The sequence below is a fragment of the Geodermatophilus sp. SYSU D00708 genome (genome assembly GCF_054050115.1).
The window spans coordinates 33,501-52,652 of the sequence record NZ_JBJGYS010000015.1; the positions used below are offsets into that span (position 1 = coordinate 33,501).

Here is a 19,152-nt window from a genome sequence, read left to right on the forward strand (position 1 = left end):
ACGAGCTTGCGGGATGGACAACGCGCAGCTACGCCCCATATGCCGCCTGCCATGCCTGTTGGGCGTGGTGCTGGCTTCCTTGCTGGTGATGCTCGGGCGGTGAGCGCCGACCTCCACGGAACCTGTGACAACGTCTTCCGCCGCCCGAGGTGCAAGACGTGGGAGCCTCGTGATCTTGGAGTCTTCAGTGCTGTTCGGCCCGGGCGGTCGCTCGACGAAGCCCGCCGAGGTTTCCTTGCTGGAGAGCCCGCTTGGGCCTGGGGCCGGCTCGGTGTCGGCTAGTCCTGATCGGCGTTGAGTTCGGCTCGGACATCCTCGCGGTGGGCGTCGCGATCATACGAGCTGGCAATGTCCCGCAGAATCCTTGCGGTGCGCGGCCAGCGAGCGCGAACCGTAGCGGTCCAATCCCGGTATTGCGCGGCCAACGCCCGCTCCTGCTGGCCGCCGTCGTACGCGCCGCGCGAAGTGACGCCACGGCTGTTGAGGCGGCCGATGAGGACGCCGCTCTCCAATTCAGGGCTGCCGATTGTCTCGACGAGGTCGCGCACCGGCTCTGCCGGCCAAATGCCGTCGGCGCCCTGTGGGCTATGGGCAAAGGTCTGGCCGATGAGCTCGTCGCCGATGTCGGCGCGGTTGGCCTCCGACAATTCCAGACGGGCGACCCGTACCCATTCCGTCATGGTGGTCGGATTGAGGCTGCCGTCTTCCTCCCGGCCGGGGAAGCCGGTCCAACCGTTGAGGACCCACCAGGCTTGTGTTGCCAAGTTCTCCTCGGCCTCAGCGTCGGCCGGCTCGCGCCGCGGCTGATCCTTGGCGCGATAGGCGCGCTTGACCAAGTCGACAAAGATCTCGGGCTGGCTCGCCAGCGCGCGGTTGAGTACCGCCGGCTCGCGGTGGTGCTCCAGCAGTCGGAAGAAGGCGAACTCGAAGCGGGCGATGTCGCCCACCGGTGCGTCGGTCGCGGTCAGGTGATCGAGCAACTGACCGACGTAGTAGCCGGTCATCTGCGAGATCTCGCCCTCGTTGGGCTCCTGCTGCTCGGCCTGGTTGAGCAAGGCGATGACGGCGGCATGATCGAGGGGCGGTGCCGCGCCTTCGGCATCGTCGACCCGCCGTCCTTGTTCCAGAGCGTGCGCCGCCACGGCGATGGCCGACCAGGCTCGGCCGTGCCCGATGAGCTGCGCCAAAGCGGTGCTTGTATCGGGGAGTGGCACGAAGTCGATTGGTGCCGCCGACCAGTAGTCGGTCTCGTCGGACGGGGCGGAACTGTCGTGCAGCACCTGCCAGAAGTCACTGCTGGCCGGGACGGTGCGGAGGATGGTCTGGCGCGCGCTGCCGGTGAGCGCGGGGTGCTGAAGCGCCTCGGCGATCCACTCCGGGCCGGAGCGTGCCATCCGATGCCGGGCCCAGTTGGCGGCAGCCTCCCGCAGCGCCGGGTTGTCAGCGTCGAGCCATGCCCGCATCTCGTCAAAGTTGACGTCGTCGTGCTCGGCCAGGGCCATGCCCAGCTGACTCGGCGCCTTGACGCGCTGCGCCATCAGCCTGAAGTGGTTAAACGCGTCTGGACCGTCAAGTACGGAACGAATGGCCTGTTGACGCAACTCCCACAGGGCATTGCTGTAGCGCTCGTAGTCAGTGCCTTCGATCCCGGGAAGGTCGGGGTGCCACTCGAAGAGGTAGGCGAAACGCTGCGGGTCAGCCTGCGGCTCCAGCGCCGATACCAACTCGGTCAGGCGAGTGCGGACGTCAGCCGGCATTGCCCAGGCAGCGGTGGAGAAGCGTTCGTGGCGAGCCACAAGGGCCTGCAGTGTCTCCCACAGCTGGAGACGCCCGTCGTCATCCAGGCTGCTGGTTGCCTGCGACTGCAAGAAGTCGATTATGCGGTCCCGGTCGGCCGGCGAGACTGTCGACAGCCCTTCGACGAGGTCGATCACGCGCGACGGATCTGTGCCGGCGTGCGTGATGGCGCGGTCGACGAGTGCCTGCACGAAGGTCACCCAATCGGCCATCGGCACCGACGAGGCGGCAGGTCGCCAGTCGTCTCGGATGCGCGGCGCGGCTGGCGGCATCACCCAGCCGTGGTTGCTGGGCCACAGAGCGAAGATCAGTCGCCAGCCGACGGTCTCGGAGACGTCGTAGGCGGCATCCACGCCCTGTAGGCGGACCTCGAGTGACGCTGAGGTGTTGCGGACCCAGCCACACAGGATGGCGGCCAGGCTGGCGCTGGGCCGGTTACCGGACTTGCCGCCCGGCTCGACGGCCGCCAGCCGGGCAAGTGCGCGGACGCCGTCGATGAGGTACTGCTCTGCCCAGCAGACGGTTTCGAGTGCCCAGAGAAGGTGCGGGTGGGGGGATGACTGCCCGAACAGCCTTTCGGCGTCGTCCTCCTGAAACAGCTGCAGCAGCACAGGCTCCGAACCCGCTAGACCGTCATCGACCGCGGCCAGGAAGGTGTCCGGAGCGGCTTCGGCGAGAAGCGGCAGGACGTGGGCCAGCTGGTGCCAGGCCCGCCCGGAGCTGTCCCTATTCGCCTCGTCCAAGAGCTGGCGAATGGTCAAGGTGGCCATGTCGGCCAGCGTGCTGCCGTGATCAAGGGTGGAAGTTGCGCCCATGGCGCCCATCAGGGCCAGGCCTTGCGCCAGCCCGCGCCGGAGGGCACCCGAGTACACGCGACGGACTCCCTGCAGCTGAGCGGTGACTCGCGCGTCAGGAGCAAGATCCAGCAGCGGGTCCGGCGCGAGCAGTACCGCTCGCATCTCGGTGCACCACCGCTCGACCGCCTCGGTCGTCAAGGAATCCTGAAGCCACAGGAAGGCCTCTTCTGGTGAGGTGAACGACCAGTTGCGGCCGACCTTGCGCAGTACCGGATCGCTGGAGGTGGCCACGCGGCGCACCGTCTGGTCGATGACGCTCCACGGCTGTCCCGTCAGCGTTGCCACGGCTGCGGCGTCCTCCTCGCTGGTGGTCCAGGCACCAGCCAGGACCAGCGGAGCCAGCACGTCGGCGTCGGGCTGACTTGCCCAGCTGGGGCGACTGAAGCGGGGATTGCGCGACAAGCGTCGGACCAGCGCCGGGAGGCTTCGCCGGCCCAGGACAGCCAGGCGGTCCGCTCGGCTGAAATCCACGCCGGCCGTCTGAAATGCCTCGGCGGCGGCCCGGCGGTCGAGGCGCGGCAGGGTGATGTCGATGGCCCGCCGGGAGACGGTGGTCCGGTCGATAATGCTGATGACCTGGTGACCCTTGTCGAGGGCGGCGCCGACGTCCGCTCCGTCGAACTGGGGGATCAAGATGGCCTGCCCGGGCTGCTCCAGGATGCGATCCCAGACCTCGACGGCCGACACCACAATCGTCGGCAGCTCCACCGGTGCTGCGTCGTCACCGCGGGCGTACAGGCTGGCGTAGACGAAGCCCAGCACGTCGCGCCTCGATTCGGACTGGACGACCGTCAATTGAGGCCGGTCTGCCAGACGGTTGACGAGCTGCTCGGCCTGCGCTGACCGTCCGGCCAGGAACAGCGCGGCTGGGAGGACCGGGTCAGTTGACGCGCTGAAGCGGTCCCACCAGGCGTCGATCGTCTTGGCGTCCCGGGGGCGGAGACCGAGGTGCTCGGAGATCCAGTGATGAGCACCCGGTGTGGCTCGAAGCCAGCCCTCCAGGTCGTCGCCGTCGAGCACGCGGACGTCAGCGAAGTGGCCCTCTGCCCGGCGCTCATTCGCCCAGGCCGGACCCTCGGCCCAGCGCCGCGGAGTGATGAAGACAAAGACCTTGCTGGAGGGGGTGTCGCTGACGCGGTTGTTGTAGTCGTGGTTGGCCTTGGCCCTCGGATTCTGGTCGACACCGAACTCCAGCCCCAGGTGACCAGCGGGCAGAAAGGCTGTGCCGGTGGACTCAGCGAGACCATCCCAGCCCTGCAGCGCCACACCATCGCCGGAGCGGATGGAGATGTTGGAGATACCCGGGGTCTCGACCAGTAGCCGGCGGACCAGCTCAGGAAAGGTCTCCTGGGCGTCGCGGCCGCGCGCCACCGGCCACTGCTTGAGCTGGTTGGCGCTGACCAGCTCGGGGTTCACTGCGCGCCGCTCACTTTGGAGTGACGGAGCGGCACTGCCCCGCTGAGCGATCAAGCGCTCGACGTCAGTCGCTCGGAAGCGGTGGAAGCGCGAACCGGGAACCCTTGCCTCCGGTAGAAGCCCCTGTCGAGCCCAGTTGCGGACAGTGTTCTCGTGAACACCGAGCCGCCGTGCGGTCTCGCGTACGTTGAGAAGCTCGTCCAGATCCACATCCACGCACAAAGCGTACGCTACTGTGGACTTTGTGGGTTGACCCAGCGACTCGCGCCTAGTGGCCCTCGCAACACTGCGAGGGCGCCCAGCGATGGGGCCTCCTGGGGTCAGGGGTGGACGTGAGCTCGGGGAGCAGGCCATGGGCAAGGCCGGCAAGGTCGTCACGACCCTTGTCAGTACGACCGGCGCGGGCGGTGCGCTCGGTGCGGGCATCGCCTACTTCGGGTGGCCGGTCCTGTTGGGAGGCGGGCTCGTGCTCCTGCTCGCCCTGGCTTGGTTGTCGTGGGTCCTGGGTGACAAGAAGCGCACCAACCGCCTCTGCAAGATCATCTACGGTCGCAAGATCGAGTGACGGAGGTCGACTCCTACTCGGAGCGGGGCCGGGATCGAACCGGCATGGCCGGCTAGGAAGATCGGGCGCAGGTTGCCGGCAGTCGGCCCGTCTGGCCGTCCGCGGAATTGGCCCTGGGGCTCTGCGGGGGGAAGGTCGCGCACTCAACGAGCCATATTCCACGCCGCTGGCTCCGACCCCTAGCGCCGTCGGACGGCAGCTGGACCGGTCTGCAGCGGTTGCAGTTCTGGTTGCAGTTGGCGGCGATCGCGGTCATTCGTAGACGTTCGCGACCGTATTTATCGGCTGGCCACAACGCTTATGGAACTGTGGCGGACCGCCACGAACGCGATCATGACGGCCTGGCAGTGTGGGAGGCATGGGGGACAGGTCGGTGGACAGGCTGAGCGTCGTTGCTGGAGCCGAGACCGCTGGCGTCGTTACTGAGATCGCGCTTGGCTCCGGGCCGCTCGGAACCGTGGCAGGTGGTCTGATGCCGGTCGCTGTCCAGGCCGCCGCTGCCGTCCGCCGACGATGGGTCGCGAAGGCTGGTGAAGCACTAGAGATCGCCACGGATCTGCTCGATCCTGGCGTGCACATTGTCGACGAGCGGTCGCCGCGCTACGACGAGCGCCTAGAGCTCATGGCGCGGGTTATCGACGCCGCTGCGCGGGCGACCCTGCACGAGAAGATCAAGGCGTTGGGGCATGTTCTAGCCGACGGCCTCAACGACGACGACCACATCGATGAGGCGCTGGTCCTGGCCGCCGGGCTGGCGGTGCTGGAAGCCCCGCACGTCGCCGTCCTCGACCGACTCGATGTTCAACCGGAGCCGCCCGCCGAGCTGATCGTCGCCCGTCGTGACTCCACCCTCGGGTGGCGCAACGAGCACCTGCGGCACGCGTTGCCCCAGCTGTCGACGGTCCTTGACGGCGTGATCGCTGTCCTAACCGCACAGGGTCTTATCGCCGACCTCAGAGGTCAGGACTGGTCCACAGTCCAAGGAGGGCCGACCTGGAAGATCACTCCGTTGGGCCGACGTTGCCTGTTCCTGCTTGGGGCGCGCGGCTAGTGCCTACCAGGTCCAGACCCTGACATTCCCTTGGCGGTTCGTGACCCACGTGGGTCACGTGGCTGAAGACGGCGCCTGAGAGGCTGTCCCAGCAGGCAGTTCACGCCGAGGACGTGACCCACACGTGACCCACGCAGCGGCAAACAGGGGTCATGAAAGGGTTCAAACGGACCTTCCAGAGGCCCCTCCGGAGCTTCTCCAGGAGGGTTAACAGGCCGGTTGACCTGCGGAAACGCGTGGAGCGGGTGACCGGGATCGAACCGGCATGGCCAGCTTGGAAGGCTGGGGCTCTACCATTGAGCTACACCCGCGTGGTGTGCCCGGACAGCGTAACCGCTGCCCAGCGCCCGCTCCGCACGGTGTCCCCCTAGACTCGGTGCGCCACGGGGTGTGGCGCAGTTTGGTAGCGCACCCGCTTTGGGAGCGGGGGGCCGTGGGTTCAAATCCCGCCACCCCGACGTCGCCAGGCCGACCGGGGGTCCCATCCCGCCGGCCCGGCCGTTCGCCGCGTGTCTCTAGACTCGTGGGTCGACCCGGCGCCGTCGGACCGGCCGGCGCCCGTCCCTGTCTTTCGATCGAGGAGCACTGCCGCTGTGAAGAGCACCATCGAGGAACTGGGCCCCACGCGGGTCCGGATGGCGATCGAGGTGCCGTGGGGGGACCTGGACCACGCCTTCGGTGAGGTCTACAAGGAGCTCGGCCGCCAGGTGCGCGTGCCCGGCTTCCGCCCCGGCAAGGTGCCCAACCGGGTCATCGACACCCGCGTCGGCCGCCCCGTGGTGCTCGAGCAGGTCGTCCAGCACGCCATCCCGGAGGTCTACTCCGAGGTCGTGCGGGAGAACCAGGTGCGCGTGCTGGGCCAGCCCGACATCGAGGTGACCCGCCTCGACGACAACGACACCCTCGCCTTCACCGCCGAGGTCGACGTCGCCCCCAAGATCGAGCTGCCGTCGCTGGACGACCTGTCCGTGACCGTTGACGACGTCGAGGTCACCGACGAGGAGATCGACCAGCAGGTCTCGGTCATGCGCGAGCGCTTCGCGATGCTGACCGCCGTGGAGCGCCCGGTCCAGGACGGCGACTTCGTCTCCATCGACCTCGAGGCCCGGCTGGACGGCGAGGTCCTCGAGGACGGCTCGACCACCGGCATGTCCTACGAGGTGGGCTCCGGCAGCCTCATGGAGGGCCTGGACGACGCCCTCCGCGGCCTGTCCGCCGACGAGTCGAAGACCTTCCAGACGGCGATGCTGCAGGGTCCGAACGCCGGTCAGAACGCCGACGTCACGGTCACCGTCCGCTCCGTCAAGGAGAAGGAGCTCCCCGAGCTCGACGACGAGTTCGCCTCCACCGCCAGCGAGTTCGACACCCTCGAGGAGCTCCGCGAGGACGTCCGCACCCGCCTGGCCCGCACCAAGGTCATGCAGCAGGGCGCCCAGGCCCGCGACAAGCTGGTCGAGCACCTCATCGCCACCGTCGAGGTGCCGATCCCGGAGAACCTGGTCGACCGCGAGATCGAGTGGCGCAACAGCGCCATGGAGCGCGACCTGCAGCAGGCCGGCATGGACTGGGACACCTTCCTGCAGATGTCCGGTGTCGAGGACCGCGAGGCCTACGAGGCCGACCAGCGCAAGAACATCGAGGAGGCGGTGCGGACGCAGTTCATCCTCGACGCCGTCGCCGACGCCCGTGAGGTCACCGTCGACAACGAGGACCTCTCCGCGCAGATCATGGCCCAGGCCGCGCGCAGCCGGGTGAGCCCCGAGCAGTACGCCCAGCAGCTGCAGCAGGGCGGCAACATCGCCGAGTTCGTCGCCGACGTCCGCCGCACCAAGACCCTCGCCCAGCTGCTCGAGCAGACGACGATCACCGACGCTTCGGGCAACGTCGTCGACCTCGAGAGCGCTCGCCCGCGCACCGTCCAGGCCCCGGCCGCCGAGACCGCCGCGGAGGAGACCTCCGAGGTCGCCGACACGGCGACCGAGGCCGCCGACGCCCCGGCGGCCGAGGCCGCCGACAGCGCGTCCGAGGACACCGAGGACGCCGCCAAGAGCTGAGCAAGGACCCCGTCCTCCTCGCCCCGAGCACGCTCGAGGTGAGCCTCCGGACGGGGCCGGCCGAGCCCCCGCGACCGACGCCGTCCCACCCCGTGACCGAGGGGAGGGGCGGCGTCCGTCGTCCGGGTGGAGATGCGCCCACGGCGAACACCCCCCGCGCCGGGACTGCCGCCCCCCGCCGCCGCGTTAGGGTCGACGCAGACTCCGGCGAGCACCGGGGCACCACGTCCCTGGGGGTCCTCCCGGGCCCCGCACCACCCCGCCCGCCCACCGAGACCTGCACGACAGTCCAACGGAGGTCACCGCACCCGTGAGCACCAACCCGAACCTGGCCGGCGCGCCGCTCATGCGTGCCGCTGCCGGGGGGATGAACCTCAACGACTCGGTCTACGAGCGCCTGCTGCGCGAGCGCATCATCTTCCTGGGCAGCCAGGTGGACGACGTCATCGCCAACCAGCTGGCCGCCCAGATGCTGCTGCTGTCGGCTGAGGACCCCAAGCGCGACATCCACCTCTACATCAACTCGCCCGGTGGCTCCGTGACGGCCGGCATGGCCATCTACGACACGATGCAGTTCATCGACTGCGACGTCGCCACCTACGGCATGGGCCTGGCCGCCTCGATGGGCCAGTTCCTGCTGACCGCCGGCACCAGGGGCAAGCGCTACGCCCTGCCGCACGCGCGGATCATGATGCACCAGCCGTCGGCCGGCGTCGGCGGCACGGCGTCGGACATCGCCATCCAGGCCGACCTGTTCCGGCGCACGAAGCGCGAGCTCAACGAGCTGCAGTCCTTCCACACCGGGCAGAGCATCGAGCAGATCGAGAAGGACTCCGACCGCGACCGGTGGTTCACCGCGCAGGAGGCCCTCGAGTACGGCTTCGTCGACCACGTGGTCAGCCGGGCGGCCATGACCGACAGCGCCAACCCGGTCACCGACAACTGACGGTTGCGAGGAGAACACCGATGAGCTTCCAGATGCCCTCCAGCCGTTACGTGCTGCCCTCCTTCGTGGAGCGGACCAGCTACGGCATGAAGGAGTCCAACCCGTACAACAAGCTCTTCGAGGAGCGCATCATCTTCCTCGGGGTGCAGATCGACGACGCGTCGGCCAACGACGTGATGGCGCAGCTCATCACCCTCGAGTCGGCCGACCCGGACCGCGACATCACGATCTACATCAACTCGCCCGGTGGCTCGTTCACCTCGCTGATGGCGATCTACGACACGATGATGTTCGTCCGGCCCGACATCCAGACCGTCTGCATGGGCCAGGCCGCCTCCGCCGCCGCCGTCCTGCTCGCGGCCGGGACGCCGGGCAAGCGCCTGGCGCTGCCGTACTCGCGGGTACTGATCCACCAGCCGTCGGGTGAGTCCGGCGGCCAGGTGTCGGACCTGGAGATCCACGCCGCCGAAATCCAGCGGGTCCGGTCGCAGATGGAGGAGATCCTGGCCCGCCACACCGGCCAGACCGTCGACCAGGTCCGCCTCGACATCGAGCGCGACAAGATCCTGACCGCGGACGAGGCCAAGGCCTACGGCATCGTCGACCAGGTCATCCAGAGCCGGAAGCTCAACGCCCTCCCGGCCTGATCCCCGGAATTCGGTACGGGTCGAGGGGGCGCGTGACGCGCCTTCGACCCGTACCGTCGGGGGGCACGGGACGCATGTGGTTGGCGTCGGGGCCGGAGGGCGAGTCATCGCCCTTCGGGGCCGGTGCCGGCAGGTACCGTCGGCGAGCGCCCGACCCCCGGCCCTGAGCGCCGGGAGGAGAGCCTCGCGGAGCTGCACGACAGGCGAGGCCGGACACGGGACATCGGCAGAGTTCACACGCAGGTACCTGAGACCAGGGCCTGATTCCCCGAGGTGGAGGTCAGCAGGTGGCACGAATCGGTGAGAGCGGTGACCTGCTCAAGTGCTCGTTCTGCGGGAAGAGCCAGAAGCAGGTCAAGAAGCTCATCGCGGGCCCCGGGGTCTACATCTGCGACGAGTGCATCGACCTCTGCAACGAGATCATCGAGGAAGAGCTCTCGGAGTCGTCGGACCTGAAGTTCGACGAGCTGCCGAAGCCCAAGGAGATCCACGACTTCCTCGAGCAGTACGTGATCGGCCAGGACAAGGCCAAGCGCGCACTCTCGGTGGCGGTCTACAACCACTACAAGCGGGTGCAGGCCGGCAACGCCGGCAGCCGGGACGAGTCGGTCGAGCTGGCCAAGTCCAACATCCTGCTGATGGGCCCCACCGGCTGCGGCAAGACCCACCTCGCGCAGACCCTGGCCCGGATGCTCAACGTCCCGTTCGCCATCGCCGACGCCACCGCCCTCACCGAGGCCGGGTACGTCGGTGAGGACGTCGAGAACATCCTGCTCAAGCTGATCCAGGCCGCCGACTACGACGTGAAGCGCGCCGAGACCGGCATCATCTACATCGACGAGGTCGACAAGATCGCCCGCAAGAGCGAGAACCCGTCGATCACCCGCGACGTCTCCGGTGAGGGCGTGCAGCAGGCCCTGCTGAAGATCCTCGAGGGGACGACGGCCTCGGTGCCCCCGCAGGGCGGCCGCAAGCACCCGCACCAGGAGTTCATCCAGATCGACACGACGAACGTGCTGTTCATCGTGGGCGGCGCCTTCGCCGGGCTGGAGAAGATCATCGAGGCGCGGGCCGGCAAGCAGGGCATCGGCTTCGGCTCCGAGATCCGCAGCAAGAAGGAGATGGACGAGGCCAACGTCTTCGGCGAGGTCATGCCCGAGGACCTGCTGAAGTTCGGGATGATCCCCGAGTTCATCGGCCGGCTCCCGGTGATCACCAGCGTCGAGAAGCTGGACCGCCAGGCGCTGATCAACATCCTCACCGAGCCGAAGAACGCCCTGGTGCGCCAGTACCGGCGGCTGTTCGAGCTCGACGGGGTGGACCTGGAGTTCACCGACGACGCGCTCGAGTCGATCGCCGACCAGGCCATCCTGCGGGGCACCGGCGCCCGTGGCCTGCGGGCAATCATGGAGGAGGTCCTCCAGTCGGTGATGTACGAGGTGCCCAGCCGCGAGGACGTCGCCTCGGTGGTGATCACCAAGGAGGTCGTGCTCGAGCACGTCAACCCGACGATCGTGCCGCGCAAGCCCTCCCGCGCCCCGCGCGAGAAGTCGGCCTGAAAAACACCCCCTGCCCCCCACCGCTCGCACGCTCGCGGCGGGACCCTGCAGGGGGCCCGACGGCCCGTCTCCCCGTGGGGGAGGCGGGCCGTCGGCGTTCCCGGGCCCGACCGTGTGCGCTCATCGGCAGGTCCGGTCGGGCCTGCTGCCGGTCAGCGCACACGGTCGGCTGAGCAGTCCACAGGACGCAGCTCCGTCCACGGATCGGCCGGTGCCCGCCCGCCGCGTCCGGCCGCACCGCAGCCTCGCGTCGTGGCGATCGACGTGGCTGCCGTGGTCGGCCCGGACGGCTGGGTGACCACCGACGAGCTCCTCGCCCGGGTCAGCCCGCGCACGATCGGCTCCTGGGTCGCCCGGGGCAGGCTGGTCCGTCTGCGGCCGGGGGTTCTCGCCCTGCCCGAGGCGGCGCGGCACTGGCGGGTGCGTGTGGCCGCCGCGGTCGAGGGCCGGGAGGCGGTGGCGAGCCACGTCACCGCGCTCGCGATGTGGGAGCTCGTGCAGCACCCGCCGGGGCCCGTGCACGTGTCGGTCGACAGCTCGATGAGCGCCCGCGGTTCGTCCGGCGTCGTGGTGCACCGGGCGCCGGGCGTCTACGAGGAGCGACGGCGGGTCGAGGGTCTCGCGGTCACCTCCGCGGAGCGGTCCGTCGTCGACACCTGGGGCCGGCCGTCCGGGGTGTCACGCGACGACGTCCGGGCCGCCGCGATCGCCGCGGTGCGCACCCGCCTCTGCCGGCCGCGGGAGCTGGACCTCGAGCTGGCGCGACACCGTCGGCTGCCCGGCCGGGGCGGGTTGGCGCGCCTGGTGTCGCTGCTGGTCGACGGCTGCCGGAGCGAGCTGGAGATCTGGGGGTGTCTCGAGGTGCTCCGCGCTCCCGGCATGCCCCCGTTCGTGCAGCAGCGCCGAGTGACTGTCGCCGGCCGGACGTTCTTCCTGGACGCCGCGTACGACGACGTCCTGCTCGCCGTCGAGATGGACGGCGCTGCCTGGCACGGGTCCCGCGACCAACGCGAGCAGGACATCAGCCGGGACGCGTTGCTGGCCACGGTCGGGTGGCAGACCCTCCGATTCGGCTACCGGCGCCTGACGACGTCCCCGGACGGCTGTCGCCGCGAGATCCTCGCGGTCCGAGACGCGCGAAGGCGGCTCATCGGGGCCAACGGTGTGCGCTGATCGGCGGGGGATCGCCCAGGACCTGCCGATCAGCGCACACGGTCGCCCCACCGCACATCACCCGCGGAGGGCCCGCGGGTGGCAGCGAGCCGTCAGGCCTCCGTCGGCGGGGCCAGGACGACGTCCACGGTCAGCGGGCCCTCACCGGCGACGATGGACAGCTCGGCGATCCGGCCGGCCTCCACCAGGTCGCGGCGCCCCGCCTCCACCAGCGGCACCTGCTCGGCCGGCGCGGTCACCGTCGCCGACTCGACGTCGGCCCGCATCGACTGCTTGGCGTCGGACTTGGCCTTGCGGACCCCGGCCAGCGCGGCGGCGACCACCGACACCACCGCCGGGTCCCCGCCGGTCGGCAGCTCGGCAGCGGCCGGCCACAGCGCGCGGTGCACCGACCCCGACTGCCACCACGACCAGACCTCCTCGGTCACGAACGGCAGCACCGGGGCGAACAGCCGCAGCTGCACCGACAGCGCGATCGCCAGGGCGGCCTGCGCGGAGCGGGCGGCGTCGTCCGAGCCGTAGGCCCGGGACTTGACCAGCTCCACGTAGTCGTCGCAGAACGACCAGAAGAACGCCTCGGCCACCTCGAGCGCGCGGGTGTAGTTGTAGGCCTCCATGGCCGCCGTCGCCTCGTCGACCACCGTCGCCAGCCCGGCCAGCAGGCCCAGGTCCATCGGCTCGGTCACGGCGGAGGCGGACAGGTCGGCCGACGCACCCAGCCCCAGCACGAACTTGCCGACGTTGAGGATCTTGATGGCCAGCCGGCGGCCGACCTTCATCTGCGCCTCGTCGAACGGCGAGTCCGCGCCCGGCCGGGCACCGGCGGCCCGCCACCGGACGGCGTCGGTGCCGAAGCGGTCGAGCACGTCGATGGGCGTGACGACGTTGCCCTTCGACTTCGACATCTTCTTGCGGTCGGGGTCGACGACGAAGCCGGAGATCGCCGCGTGCGACCACGGCACGGTGCCGAACTCGTAGTGCGACCGGACGACGGTCGAGAACAGCCAGGTGCGGATGATGTCGTGCGCCTGCGGGCGCAGGTCCATCGGGAAGACGTGCGCGAACAGCTCCGGGTCGGTGTCCCAGCCCGAGGCCACCTGCGGCGACAGCGACGAGGTCGCCCAGGTGTCCATGACGTCGGGGTCGGCCATGAAGCCGCCGGGCTTGCCGCGCTGGTCCTCGCTGAAGCCCTCGGGGACGTCGGAGGACGGGTCCACCGGCAGGGCCGCCTCGGGCGCCAGGATCGGGTCGGCGTAGTCGGGCTCGCCCTCGCTGTCGAGCCGGTACCAGACCGGGAACGGGACGCCGAAGAAGCGCTGCCGGCTGATCAGCCAGTCGCCGTTGAGCCCCTCGACCCAGTTGTCGTACCGGTGCCGCATGTGCTCGGGGACCCACTGGATCTCCCGGCCCCGCGCAAGCAGCGCCTCGCGCAGGTCGGCGTCCCGCCCGCCGTTGCGGATGTACCACTGCCGCGTGGTGACGATCTCCAGCGGCCGGTCGCCCTTCTCGAAGAACTTGACCGGGTGGGTGATCGGCTTCGGGTCGCCGTGCAGGTCGCCGGATTCGCGCAGCAGGTCGACCATCCGCTCGCGGGCCGCGTGGGCGGTCTTGCCGGCCAGCTCACGGTAGGCCGAGGCGGCCCCGTCGGAGTTGAGTCCGGGCGGCGGGTCGGCGACGAGCCGGCCGTCCCACCCGACCACCGCGCGGGTGGGCAGCTGCAGCTCGCGCCACCAGGTGACGTCGTTGAGGTCGCCGAAGGTGCAGATCATCGCGATGCCGGAGCCCTTGTCGGGCTCGGCGAGGCGGTGCGCCACGACAGGCACCTCGACGTCGAACACCGGCGTCCGCACCGTCTGGCCGAACAGCGACCGGTAGCGCTCGTCGTCGGGGTGGGCGACCAGCGCGACGCAGGCGGGCAGCAGCTCGGGGCGGGTGGTCTCGATGAACACCGGGCCGTGCGCGGCATGGAAGGAGATGCGGTGGTAGGCGCCGGGCCGCTCGCGGTCCTCCAGCTCGGCCTGGGCGACCGCCGTCCGGAAGGTGACGTCCCACAGGGTCGGCGCCTCCTGCGCGTAGGCCTCACGGCGGGCGAGGTTGCGCAGGAACGCCCGCTGCGCGGTGGCGCGGGAGGACGCCGAGATCGTCCGGTAGACGTTGTTCCAGTCCACCGACAGGCCGACCCGGCGCCACAGCTGCTCGAACGCCTGCTCGTCCTCGGCGGTCAGCCGCTCGCAGAGCTCGACGAAGTTGCGCCGGGAGACCGGCTGCTGGTCCTTGCCCGGCTTGGCCGGTGGCTCGAAGCCGAGGTCGTAGTGCAGCGACGGGTCGCAGCGCACCCCGTAGTAGTTCTGCACCCGCCGCTCGGTGGGCAGGCCGTTGTCGTCCCAGCCCATCGGGTAGAAGACGTGCTTGCCGCGCATCCGCTGGTAGCGGGCGACGATGTCGGTGTGGGTGTAGCTGAAGACGTGCCCCACGTGCAGCGAGCCGCTGGCGGTCGGCGGGGGGGTGTCGATCGAGTAGACCTGCTCGCGCGGCGCGGCCAGCGCGGCGGCGCGGTCGAAGGCGTAGGTGTCCTCCGCCGCCCAGCGGGCGATCCACTTCTCCTCGAGCCCGTCCAGTGACGGCTTCTCGGGTACGCCGCCCCCGGCTCCCGGGGCAGCCGTGTCCGGGGTCGCGATGCGGGTGTCCATGTGCCTCATCCTAAGAAGGCGGCGGCTGGCATCCTGGGGAGGATGAGCGACGGCGGCACCGGTGACCTGGCCCGGGTGGAGAAGGAGCTGCTGGCCCGCTGGCCGGAGAGCCGGCTGGAACCCTCGCTGGGCCGCATCTCCGCCCTGCTCGACCTGCTCGGCGCCCCCCAGCGGGCCTACCCGGTGGTCCAGGTCGCGGGCACCAACGGCAAGACCACGACGGCGCGCATGGTCGACGAGCTGCTGCGCGGCTTCGGCCTGCGGGTGGGCCGGTTCACCAGCCCGCACCTGCAGTCGGTGCGCGAGCGAATCGTGCTCGACGGCGAGCCGGTGGGTGCCGAGCGGTTCGTCGAGACCTACGACGACATCGCGCCCTACGTGCAGATGGTCGACAGCGCCGGCGAGCACCCGATGAGCTTCTTCGAGGTCATGGTCGGCATGGCCTACGCGCTGTTCGCCGACGCGCCGGTCGACGTCGCCGTCATCGAGGTCGGCATGGGCGGCACCTGGGACGCGACCAACGTGGTCGACGCGCGGGTCGCCGTCGTGACGCCGGTGGCCCTCGACCACGCCGAGTACCTGGGTCCCGACGTCGCCACGATCGCCGGCGAGAAGGCCGGGATCATCAAGCGCGACGCCATCGCCGTCCTCGCCCACCAGCAGCCCGGGGCGCTGGACGCGCTGGTGCGGCGCGCCGTCGAGGTGGAGGCCGTGGTCGCCCGGGAGGGCACCGAGTTCGGCGTCCTCGACCGCCGGGTCGCCGTCGGCGGGCAGCAGCTGCGGCTGCAGGGCCTGGGCGGCGAGTACGACGAGGTCTTCCTCCCGCTGTTCGGCGCCCACCAGGCGCAGAACGCCGCGACCGCGTTGGCCGCCGTCGAGGCCTTCCTGGGGGCCGGGGCGGCGACCGGGCCGATCGACGTCGAGACGGTGCGCGCCGCGTTCGCCGCGGTCCGCTCGCCCGGGCGGCTGGAGCGGGTGCGCACCAGCCCCACGGTGCTGGTCGACGCCGCGCACAACCCGGCCGGCATGGCCGCGACGGTGGACGCGATCCGCGAGTCGTTCGACTTCACCCGGCTGGTCGGCGTGGTCGGGGCGGTGCGCGGCAAGGACGTCACGGGGATGCTCGCGGCGCTCGAGGGGATCTGCGCCGAGCTGGTCGTGACCCAGAACAGCTCGGCGCGCGCGATGCCCGCCGACGAGCTGGGCGCGCTGGCCGTCGACGTCTTCGGCGCCGACCGGGTGAGCGTGTCGCCGCGGCTGCCCGAGGCCCTCACCGAGGCGATCGAGCTGGCCGAGGCCGGGCCGGACGACGCGCTCGGCGGGTCCGGGGTGCTCGTGACCGGCAGCGTCATCACCGCGGGGGAGGCCCGGACGCTGATGGGCGGCCAGACGCCGTGACCGCGCCCGACCCGGCGCGCGCCGCCCGGGCGCTGCGCGGCGCGGCCGCGGCCGTCCTCGTCCTGGAGGGGATCGCCGTCCTCTTCGTGCCGCGGGGCATCGCGCAGAGCGGCCCCGGGCTGACCGGCGGGCGGCTCACCGCGCTGCTAGTGCTCGCCGTCGTCCTGGTCCTCGCCTCGGGCGTGCAGCGCCGGTCGTGGGGCCTGGTAGCCGGCACCGTGCTGCAGGTCCCGCTGCTGGCGACCGGCTTCTTCAACAGCGTGATGTGGTTCGTCGCCGGCGCGTTCGTGTTGATCTGGCTCTACCTGCTGCAGATCCGCAAGGAGCTGCTGGGCTCGCCGTTCGGCGAGCCGGGGCCGGCGCGCCTCCCGGGGGAGGACGACGCCGGCCCGGCGCGTTAGCGCCGCGGGGTGACGGTGGCGCTCGTCGCGGACCAGCGCCCGGTTCCGGCGGCGTTGACCGCGGCCACGGTGAACCGGTAGCCGGTGCCGTTGGTCAGCCCCGTGACGACGAGGCTGGTGGTGCCGGCGCGGGCGGTCGCCGTCTTCACGACCGTGGTCCCCCGGTACACGCGCACGGTGTAGCCGGTGACGGCGGCGCCTCCGGTGGCCGTCGGGGCCACCCAGCGGACGGTCGCCGCGGCGTTGCCCGCGGACGGCCGGCCGATCGTGGGGGCGCCGGCCACGGTGCGCGGCGTGACGGTGGCGCTCGTGGCGGACCAGCGCCCGGTGCCGGCGGCGTTGACCGCGGCCACGCTGAACCGGTAGCCGGTGCCGTTGGCCAGCCCGGTCACGGACAGGCTGGTGCTGCCTGCGCGGGCGGGCACGGTCTTGAACACGCTGTCGCCGCGGTGGACGCGGACGCTGTAGCCGGTGACGACGGCGCCTCCGGTGTCCCTGGGCGCGGTCCAGCGCACGGTCACCGCCGCGTTGCCCGGGGCGGGCTGCCCGATCGCCGGGGCCGCGGGCGCGGTGCGCGGCGTGACCGCGGCGCTGCGTGCGGACGACGCCCCCACGCCGGCCTCGTTGACCGCCGCGACGGCGACGGTGTACGCGGTCCCGTTGATCAGGCCGCCGACCGTGGCGCTGCGGGCGGTCGCGGCGGCCGTCGTGACCCCGACCAGGGTCGAGCCGCGGTAGGTGGAGATCCGGTACTCGGTGATCGGGGCACCGCCGTCGTCGGCGGGCGGCGACCAGGCCACGCGCACGGCGCCGGCGGACGGCGTCGGCGTGCTGGTGCCGGGAGCCGACGGCGGCGCGACGACCGGGGTGCTGCCGCCGGTCTCCAGGGCGTCGGCCGCCCGCACGGCGCGGACGGCGTCGACCAGGCCGGAGCCGTAGTAGTCGTCGCGGCCTGCGGCGCCGAGGTCGGTGGCGCTCGTGACCAGCGCCCGCTCCACCTGGTCGGGGGTCAGCCCAGGAGCCGTGGCCTCGACCAGCGCGGCCACGCCCGCCACGTGCGGCGACGCCATCGACGTCCCGCTCATGAAGACCAGGTCGCCGTCGAGGTAGGTCGACAGGATGCCCACGCCCGGAGCGGCGACGTCGACGGACGGGCCGTAGTTGGAGAAGGGGGCCTTCGCCTTCGCGTCGTCGACCGCCGCGACGCTGACGACGCCCGGGGTGGCCGCCGGGTAGAAGGGGGCGGAGCTGTTGTCGTTGCCGGCGGCCGCGACGACCGTCACGCCCTTGGAGCGCGCGTAGTCGACGGCGGCGGCGTACACCGACGAGTTCCCGGGGCCGCCCAGCGACATGTTGATGACGTCGGCGCCGTGGTCGGCGGCCCAGACGATGCCTGCGTTGGCCCAGGTCGAGATCCCGCTGCCGGAGTCGGGGAGGACCTTGACCGGCATGAGCCGGGCACCGGCCGCGACCCCCTCGACCGCCGAGCCGGCGTCGGCGGCGATCGTCCCGGCCACGTGAGTGCCGTGGCCGTGGCGGTCGGTGGTGTCGGTCGTGTCGGACGTCGTGAAGTTCTGCCCGGCGACCAGCGCGCCGGCCAGCTCGGGGTGGGGTGCGACCCCGGTGTCGAGGACGGCGACCACGACGTCCGACAGTGGGGTGTCCACCTCGGCGCGGGCCGCCTCGGAGTGGACCAGCGCGTTGCCGTACTGGTACGCGCTGCCGCCGACCGCCCGGATCGGCACGGCCGCATTCGCCGCCTCGACCGAGGGCTGACCGTCGAGCAGCCGTGCCGCGGCGGTGGCGTCCGCGCGCGAGTCGGCGTCCAGGGTGACGATGTGCGGGCCGTCCGGGGTGACGACGAAGGCCTCGACCCCCACCCCCGAGCCCGAGGTCAGGTCCGCGAGCGTCTGCTCCTCCGTGGCCGAGAGGTCGGCCTCCAGCACCGGCGGGACGTCGACGGTCGCCTCGTCCTCCGCGAGCGCGGGGGAGGCGATGACGACGGACAGGACGGGGAGGAGCGCGGCGGCAACGGCTCCCCGGACGAGCCACGGGCGGGACGGCATGCAGACGTCATCGGCACGGACGCCGGGGTCCCGTAACCGGTCCACCCCCTCGGGTGAGCCGAGGTCCCCGTAGGCTCCGGCCCCGTGACTGAACGCACTCTCGTCCTCGTCAAGCCCGACGGTGTCGCCCGCGGCCTGGTCGGCGAGGTCATCACCCGCCTCGAGCGCAAGGGGCTGCGCCTGGTCGCCGCCGAGCTGCGCACCCTCGACCGCGACACCGCCGAGACCCACTACGCGGAGCACCGCGAGCGGCCGTTCTTCGCCTCGCTGGTCGAGTTCATCACCGGCGGGCCGCTGGTGGCGCTGGTCGTCGAGGGCCCGCGTGCCATCGAGGCCTTCCGCGCACTGGCCGGGGCTACCGACCCGGTCAAGGCCGGGCCGGGCACCATCCGCGGCGACTTCGCCCTCGAGGTGCAGAGCAACATCGTGCACGGCTCGGACTCGCCCGAGTCCGCCGAGCGCGAGGTCAAGCTTTTCTTCCCCGACCTGGCCTGAGAGAGGCCCCCTCGCCCCCCGCCACTCGCTCGCTCGT

General features: G+C 71.1%; 13 protein-coding genes and 2 tRNA genes. 11 read left to right on the forward strand and 4 right to left on the reverse strand.

The annotated features are described in order from the left end of the window. Nucleotides 1-278: 278 nt before the first annotated feature. Nucleotides 279-4,286, reverse strand: a complete 4,008-nt coding sequence (locus tag ACI79D_RS14015) for a helix-turn-helix domain-containing protein (RefSeq protein WP_456919035.1) — start codon at nucleotides 4,284-4,286, stop codon at nucleotides 279-281. A 136-nt stretch (nucleotides 4,287-4,422) separates the two neighbouring features. Between ACI79D_RS14015 and ACI79D_RS14020 the strand changes: the two genes are divergently transcribed. Next, nucleotides 4,423-4,635 (forward strand): hypothetical protein, encoded by a 213-nt coding sequence (locus ACI79D_RS14020; protein ID WP_456919036.1) that lies wholly within the window; start codon nucleotides 4,423-4,425, stop codon nucleotides 4,633-4,635. A gap of 373 nt (nucleotides 4,636-5,008) precedes the next feature. Then, the gene (locus ACI79D_RS14025; protein WP_456919037.1) at nucleotides 5,009-5,686 is read left to right on the forward strand and encodes a hypothetical protein; all 678 of its coding nucleotides are present in this window, start codon (nucleotides 5,009-5,011) and stop codon (nucleotides 5,684-5,686) included. A gap of 237 nt (nucleotides 5,687-5,923) precedes the next feature. On the opposite strand, the gene ACI79D_RS14030 is transcribed toward ACI79D_RS14025, so the two are convergent. Continuing rightward, nucleotides 5,924-5,997 (reverse strand) — tRNA-Gly (locus ACI79D_RS14030). A gap of 73 nt (nucleotides 5,998-6,070) precedes the next feature. Between ACI79D_RS14030 and ACI79D_RS14035 the strand changes: the two genes are divergently transcribed. The 6 genes from ACI79D_RS14035 to ACI79D_RS14060 all read left to right on the forward strand — a co-directional run bounded on the left by ACI79D_RS14035 (nucleotide 6,071) and on the right by ACI79D_RS14060 (nucleotide 12,065). Beyond that, nucleotides 6,071-6,144 (forward strand) — tRNA-Pro (locus tag ACI79D_RS14035). 135 nt (nucleotides 6,145-6,279) lie between these two features. Continuing rightward, nucleotides 6,280-7,740 (forward strand): trigger factor, encoded by a 1,461-nt coding sequence (gene tig / locus ACI79D_RS14040; RefSeq protein ID WP_456919038.1) that lies wholly within the window; start codon nucleotides 6,280-6,282, stop codon nucleotides 7,738-7,740. 310 nt (nucleotides 7,741-8,050) lie between these two features. Then, a complete protein-coding gene (locus ACI79D_RS14045; protein ID WP_456919039.1) occupies nucleotides 8,051-8,686 on the forward strand; it encodes an ATP-dependent Clp protease proteolytic subunit in 636 nt (211 codons plus the stop codon). Between the two features lie 20 nt (nucleotides 8,687-8,706). Then, nucleotides 8,707-9,333 (forward strand): ATP-dependent Clp protease proteolytic subunit, encoded by a 627-nt coding sequence (locus ACI79D_RS14050; RefSeq protein ID WP_456919040.1) that lies wholly within the window; start codon nucleotides 8,707-8,709, stop codon nucleotides 9,331-9,333. 287 nt (nucleotides 9,334-9,620) lie between these two features. Next, nucleotides 9,621-10,892 carry an ATP-dependent Clp protease ATP-binding subunit ClpX gene (clpX, locus tag ACI79D_RS14055; RefSeq protein ID WP_456919041.1) on the forward strand — a complete coding sequence of 424 codons (1,272 nt, stop codon included), beginning with the start codon at nucleotides 9,621-9,623 and terminating at the stop codon, nucleotides 10,890-10,892. A 252-nt stretch (nucleotides 10,893-11,144) separates the two neighbouring features. Then, complete coding sequence (locus ACI79D_RS14060) at nucleotides 11,145-12,065, forward strand: DUF559 domain-containing protein (RefSeq protein WP_456919042.1); 921 nt, start codon at nucleotides 11,145-11,147, stop codon at nucleotides 12,063-12,065. A gap of 92 nt (nucleotides 12,066-12,157) precedes the next feature. Here ACI79D_RS14060 and valS read toward each other — a convergent pair whose 3' ends face one another. Next, entirely contained in the window at nucleotides 12,158-14,755 is a 2,598-nt protein-coding gene (valS, locus tag ACI79D_RS14065; RefSeq protein ID WP_456919043.1) for a valine--tRNA ligase, read from the reverse strand. A gap of 42 nt (nucleotides 14,756-14,797) precedes the next feature. Between valS and folC the strand changes: the two genes are divergently transcribed. Both folC and ACI79D_RS14075 read left to right on the forward strand, forming a co-directional pair. Then, nucleotides 14,798-16,153, forward strand: a complete 1,356-nt coding sequence (gene folC / locus ACI79D_RS14070; RefSeq protein WP_456919044.1) for a bifunctional tetrahydrofolate synthase/dihydrofolate synthase — start codon at nucleotides 14,798-14,800, stop codon at nucleotides 16,151-16,153. After that, a complete protein-coding gene (locus ACI79D_RS14075) occupies nucleotides 16,150-16,554 on the forward strand; it encodes a DUF4233 domain-containing protein (RefSeq protein WP_456919045.1) in 405 nt (134 codons plus the stop codon). The genes folC and ACI79D_RS14075 overlap by 4 nt, the downstream gene beginning before the upstream one ends. Here the strand turns inward: ACI79D_RS14075 and ACI79D_RS14080 are convergent. Next, nucleotides 16,551-18,620, reverse strand: a complete 2,070-nt coding sequence (locus ACI79D_RS14080) for a S8 family serine peptidase (protein ID WP_456919046.1) — start codon at nucleotides 18,618-18,620, stop codon at nucleotides 16,551-16,553. The genes ACI79D_RS14075 and ACI79D_RS14080 overlap by 4 nt on opposite strands. Nucleotides 18,621-18,704: 84 nt before the next feature. Between ACI79D_RS14080 and ndk the strand changes: the two genes are divergently transcribed. Further along, nucleotides 18,705-19,115 (forward strand): nucleoside-diphosphate kinase, encoded by a 411-nt coding sequence (gene ndk, locus ACI79D_RS14085; protein ID WP_456919047.1) that lies wholly within the window; start codon nucleotides 18,705-18,707, stop codon nucleotides 19,113-19,115. The last annotated feature ends 37 nt before the right edge of the window (nucleotides 19,116-19,152 follow it).

Excerpts from the sequence above, each read along its gene's own strand:
- ACI79D_RS14020 (WP_456919036.1), top strand. The coding sequence starts at position 4,423 with ATGGGCAAGGCCGGCAAGGTCGTCACGACCCTTGTCAGTACGACCGGC.
- ACI79D_RS14050 (WP_456919040.1), top strand. The coding sequence starts at position 8,707 with ATGAGCTTCCAGATGCCCTCCAGCCGTTACGTGCTGCCCTCCTTCGTG.
- valS (WP_456919043.1), bottom strand. The coding sequence starts at position 14,755 with ATGGACACCCGCATCGCGACCCCGGACACGGCTGCCCCGGGAGCCGGG.
- folC (WP_456919044.1), top strand. The coding sequence starts at position 14,798 with ATGAGCGACGGCGGCACCGGTGACCTGGCCCGGGTGGAGAAGGAGCTG.
- ACI79D_RS14080 (WP_456919046.1), bottom strand. The coding sequence starts at position 18,620 with ATGCCGTCCCGCCCGTGGCTCGTCCGGGGAGCCGTTGCCGCCGCGCTC.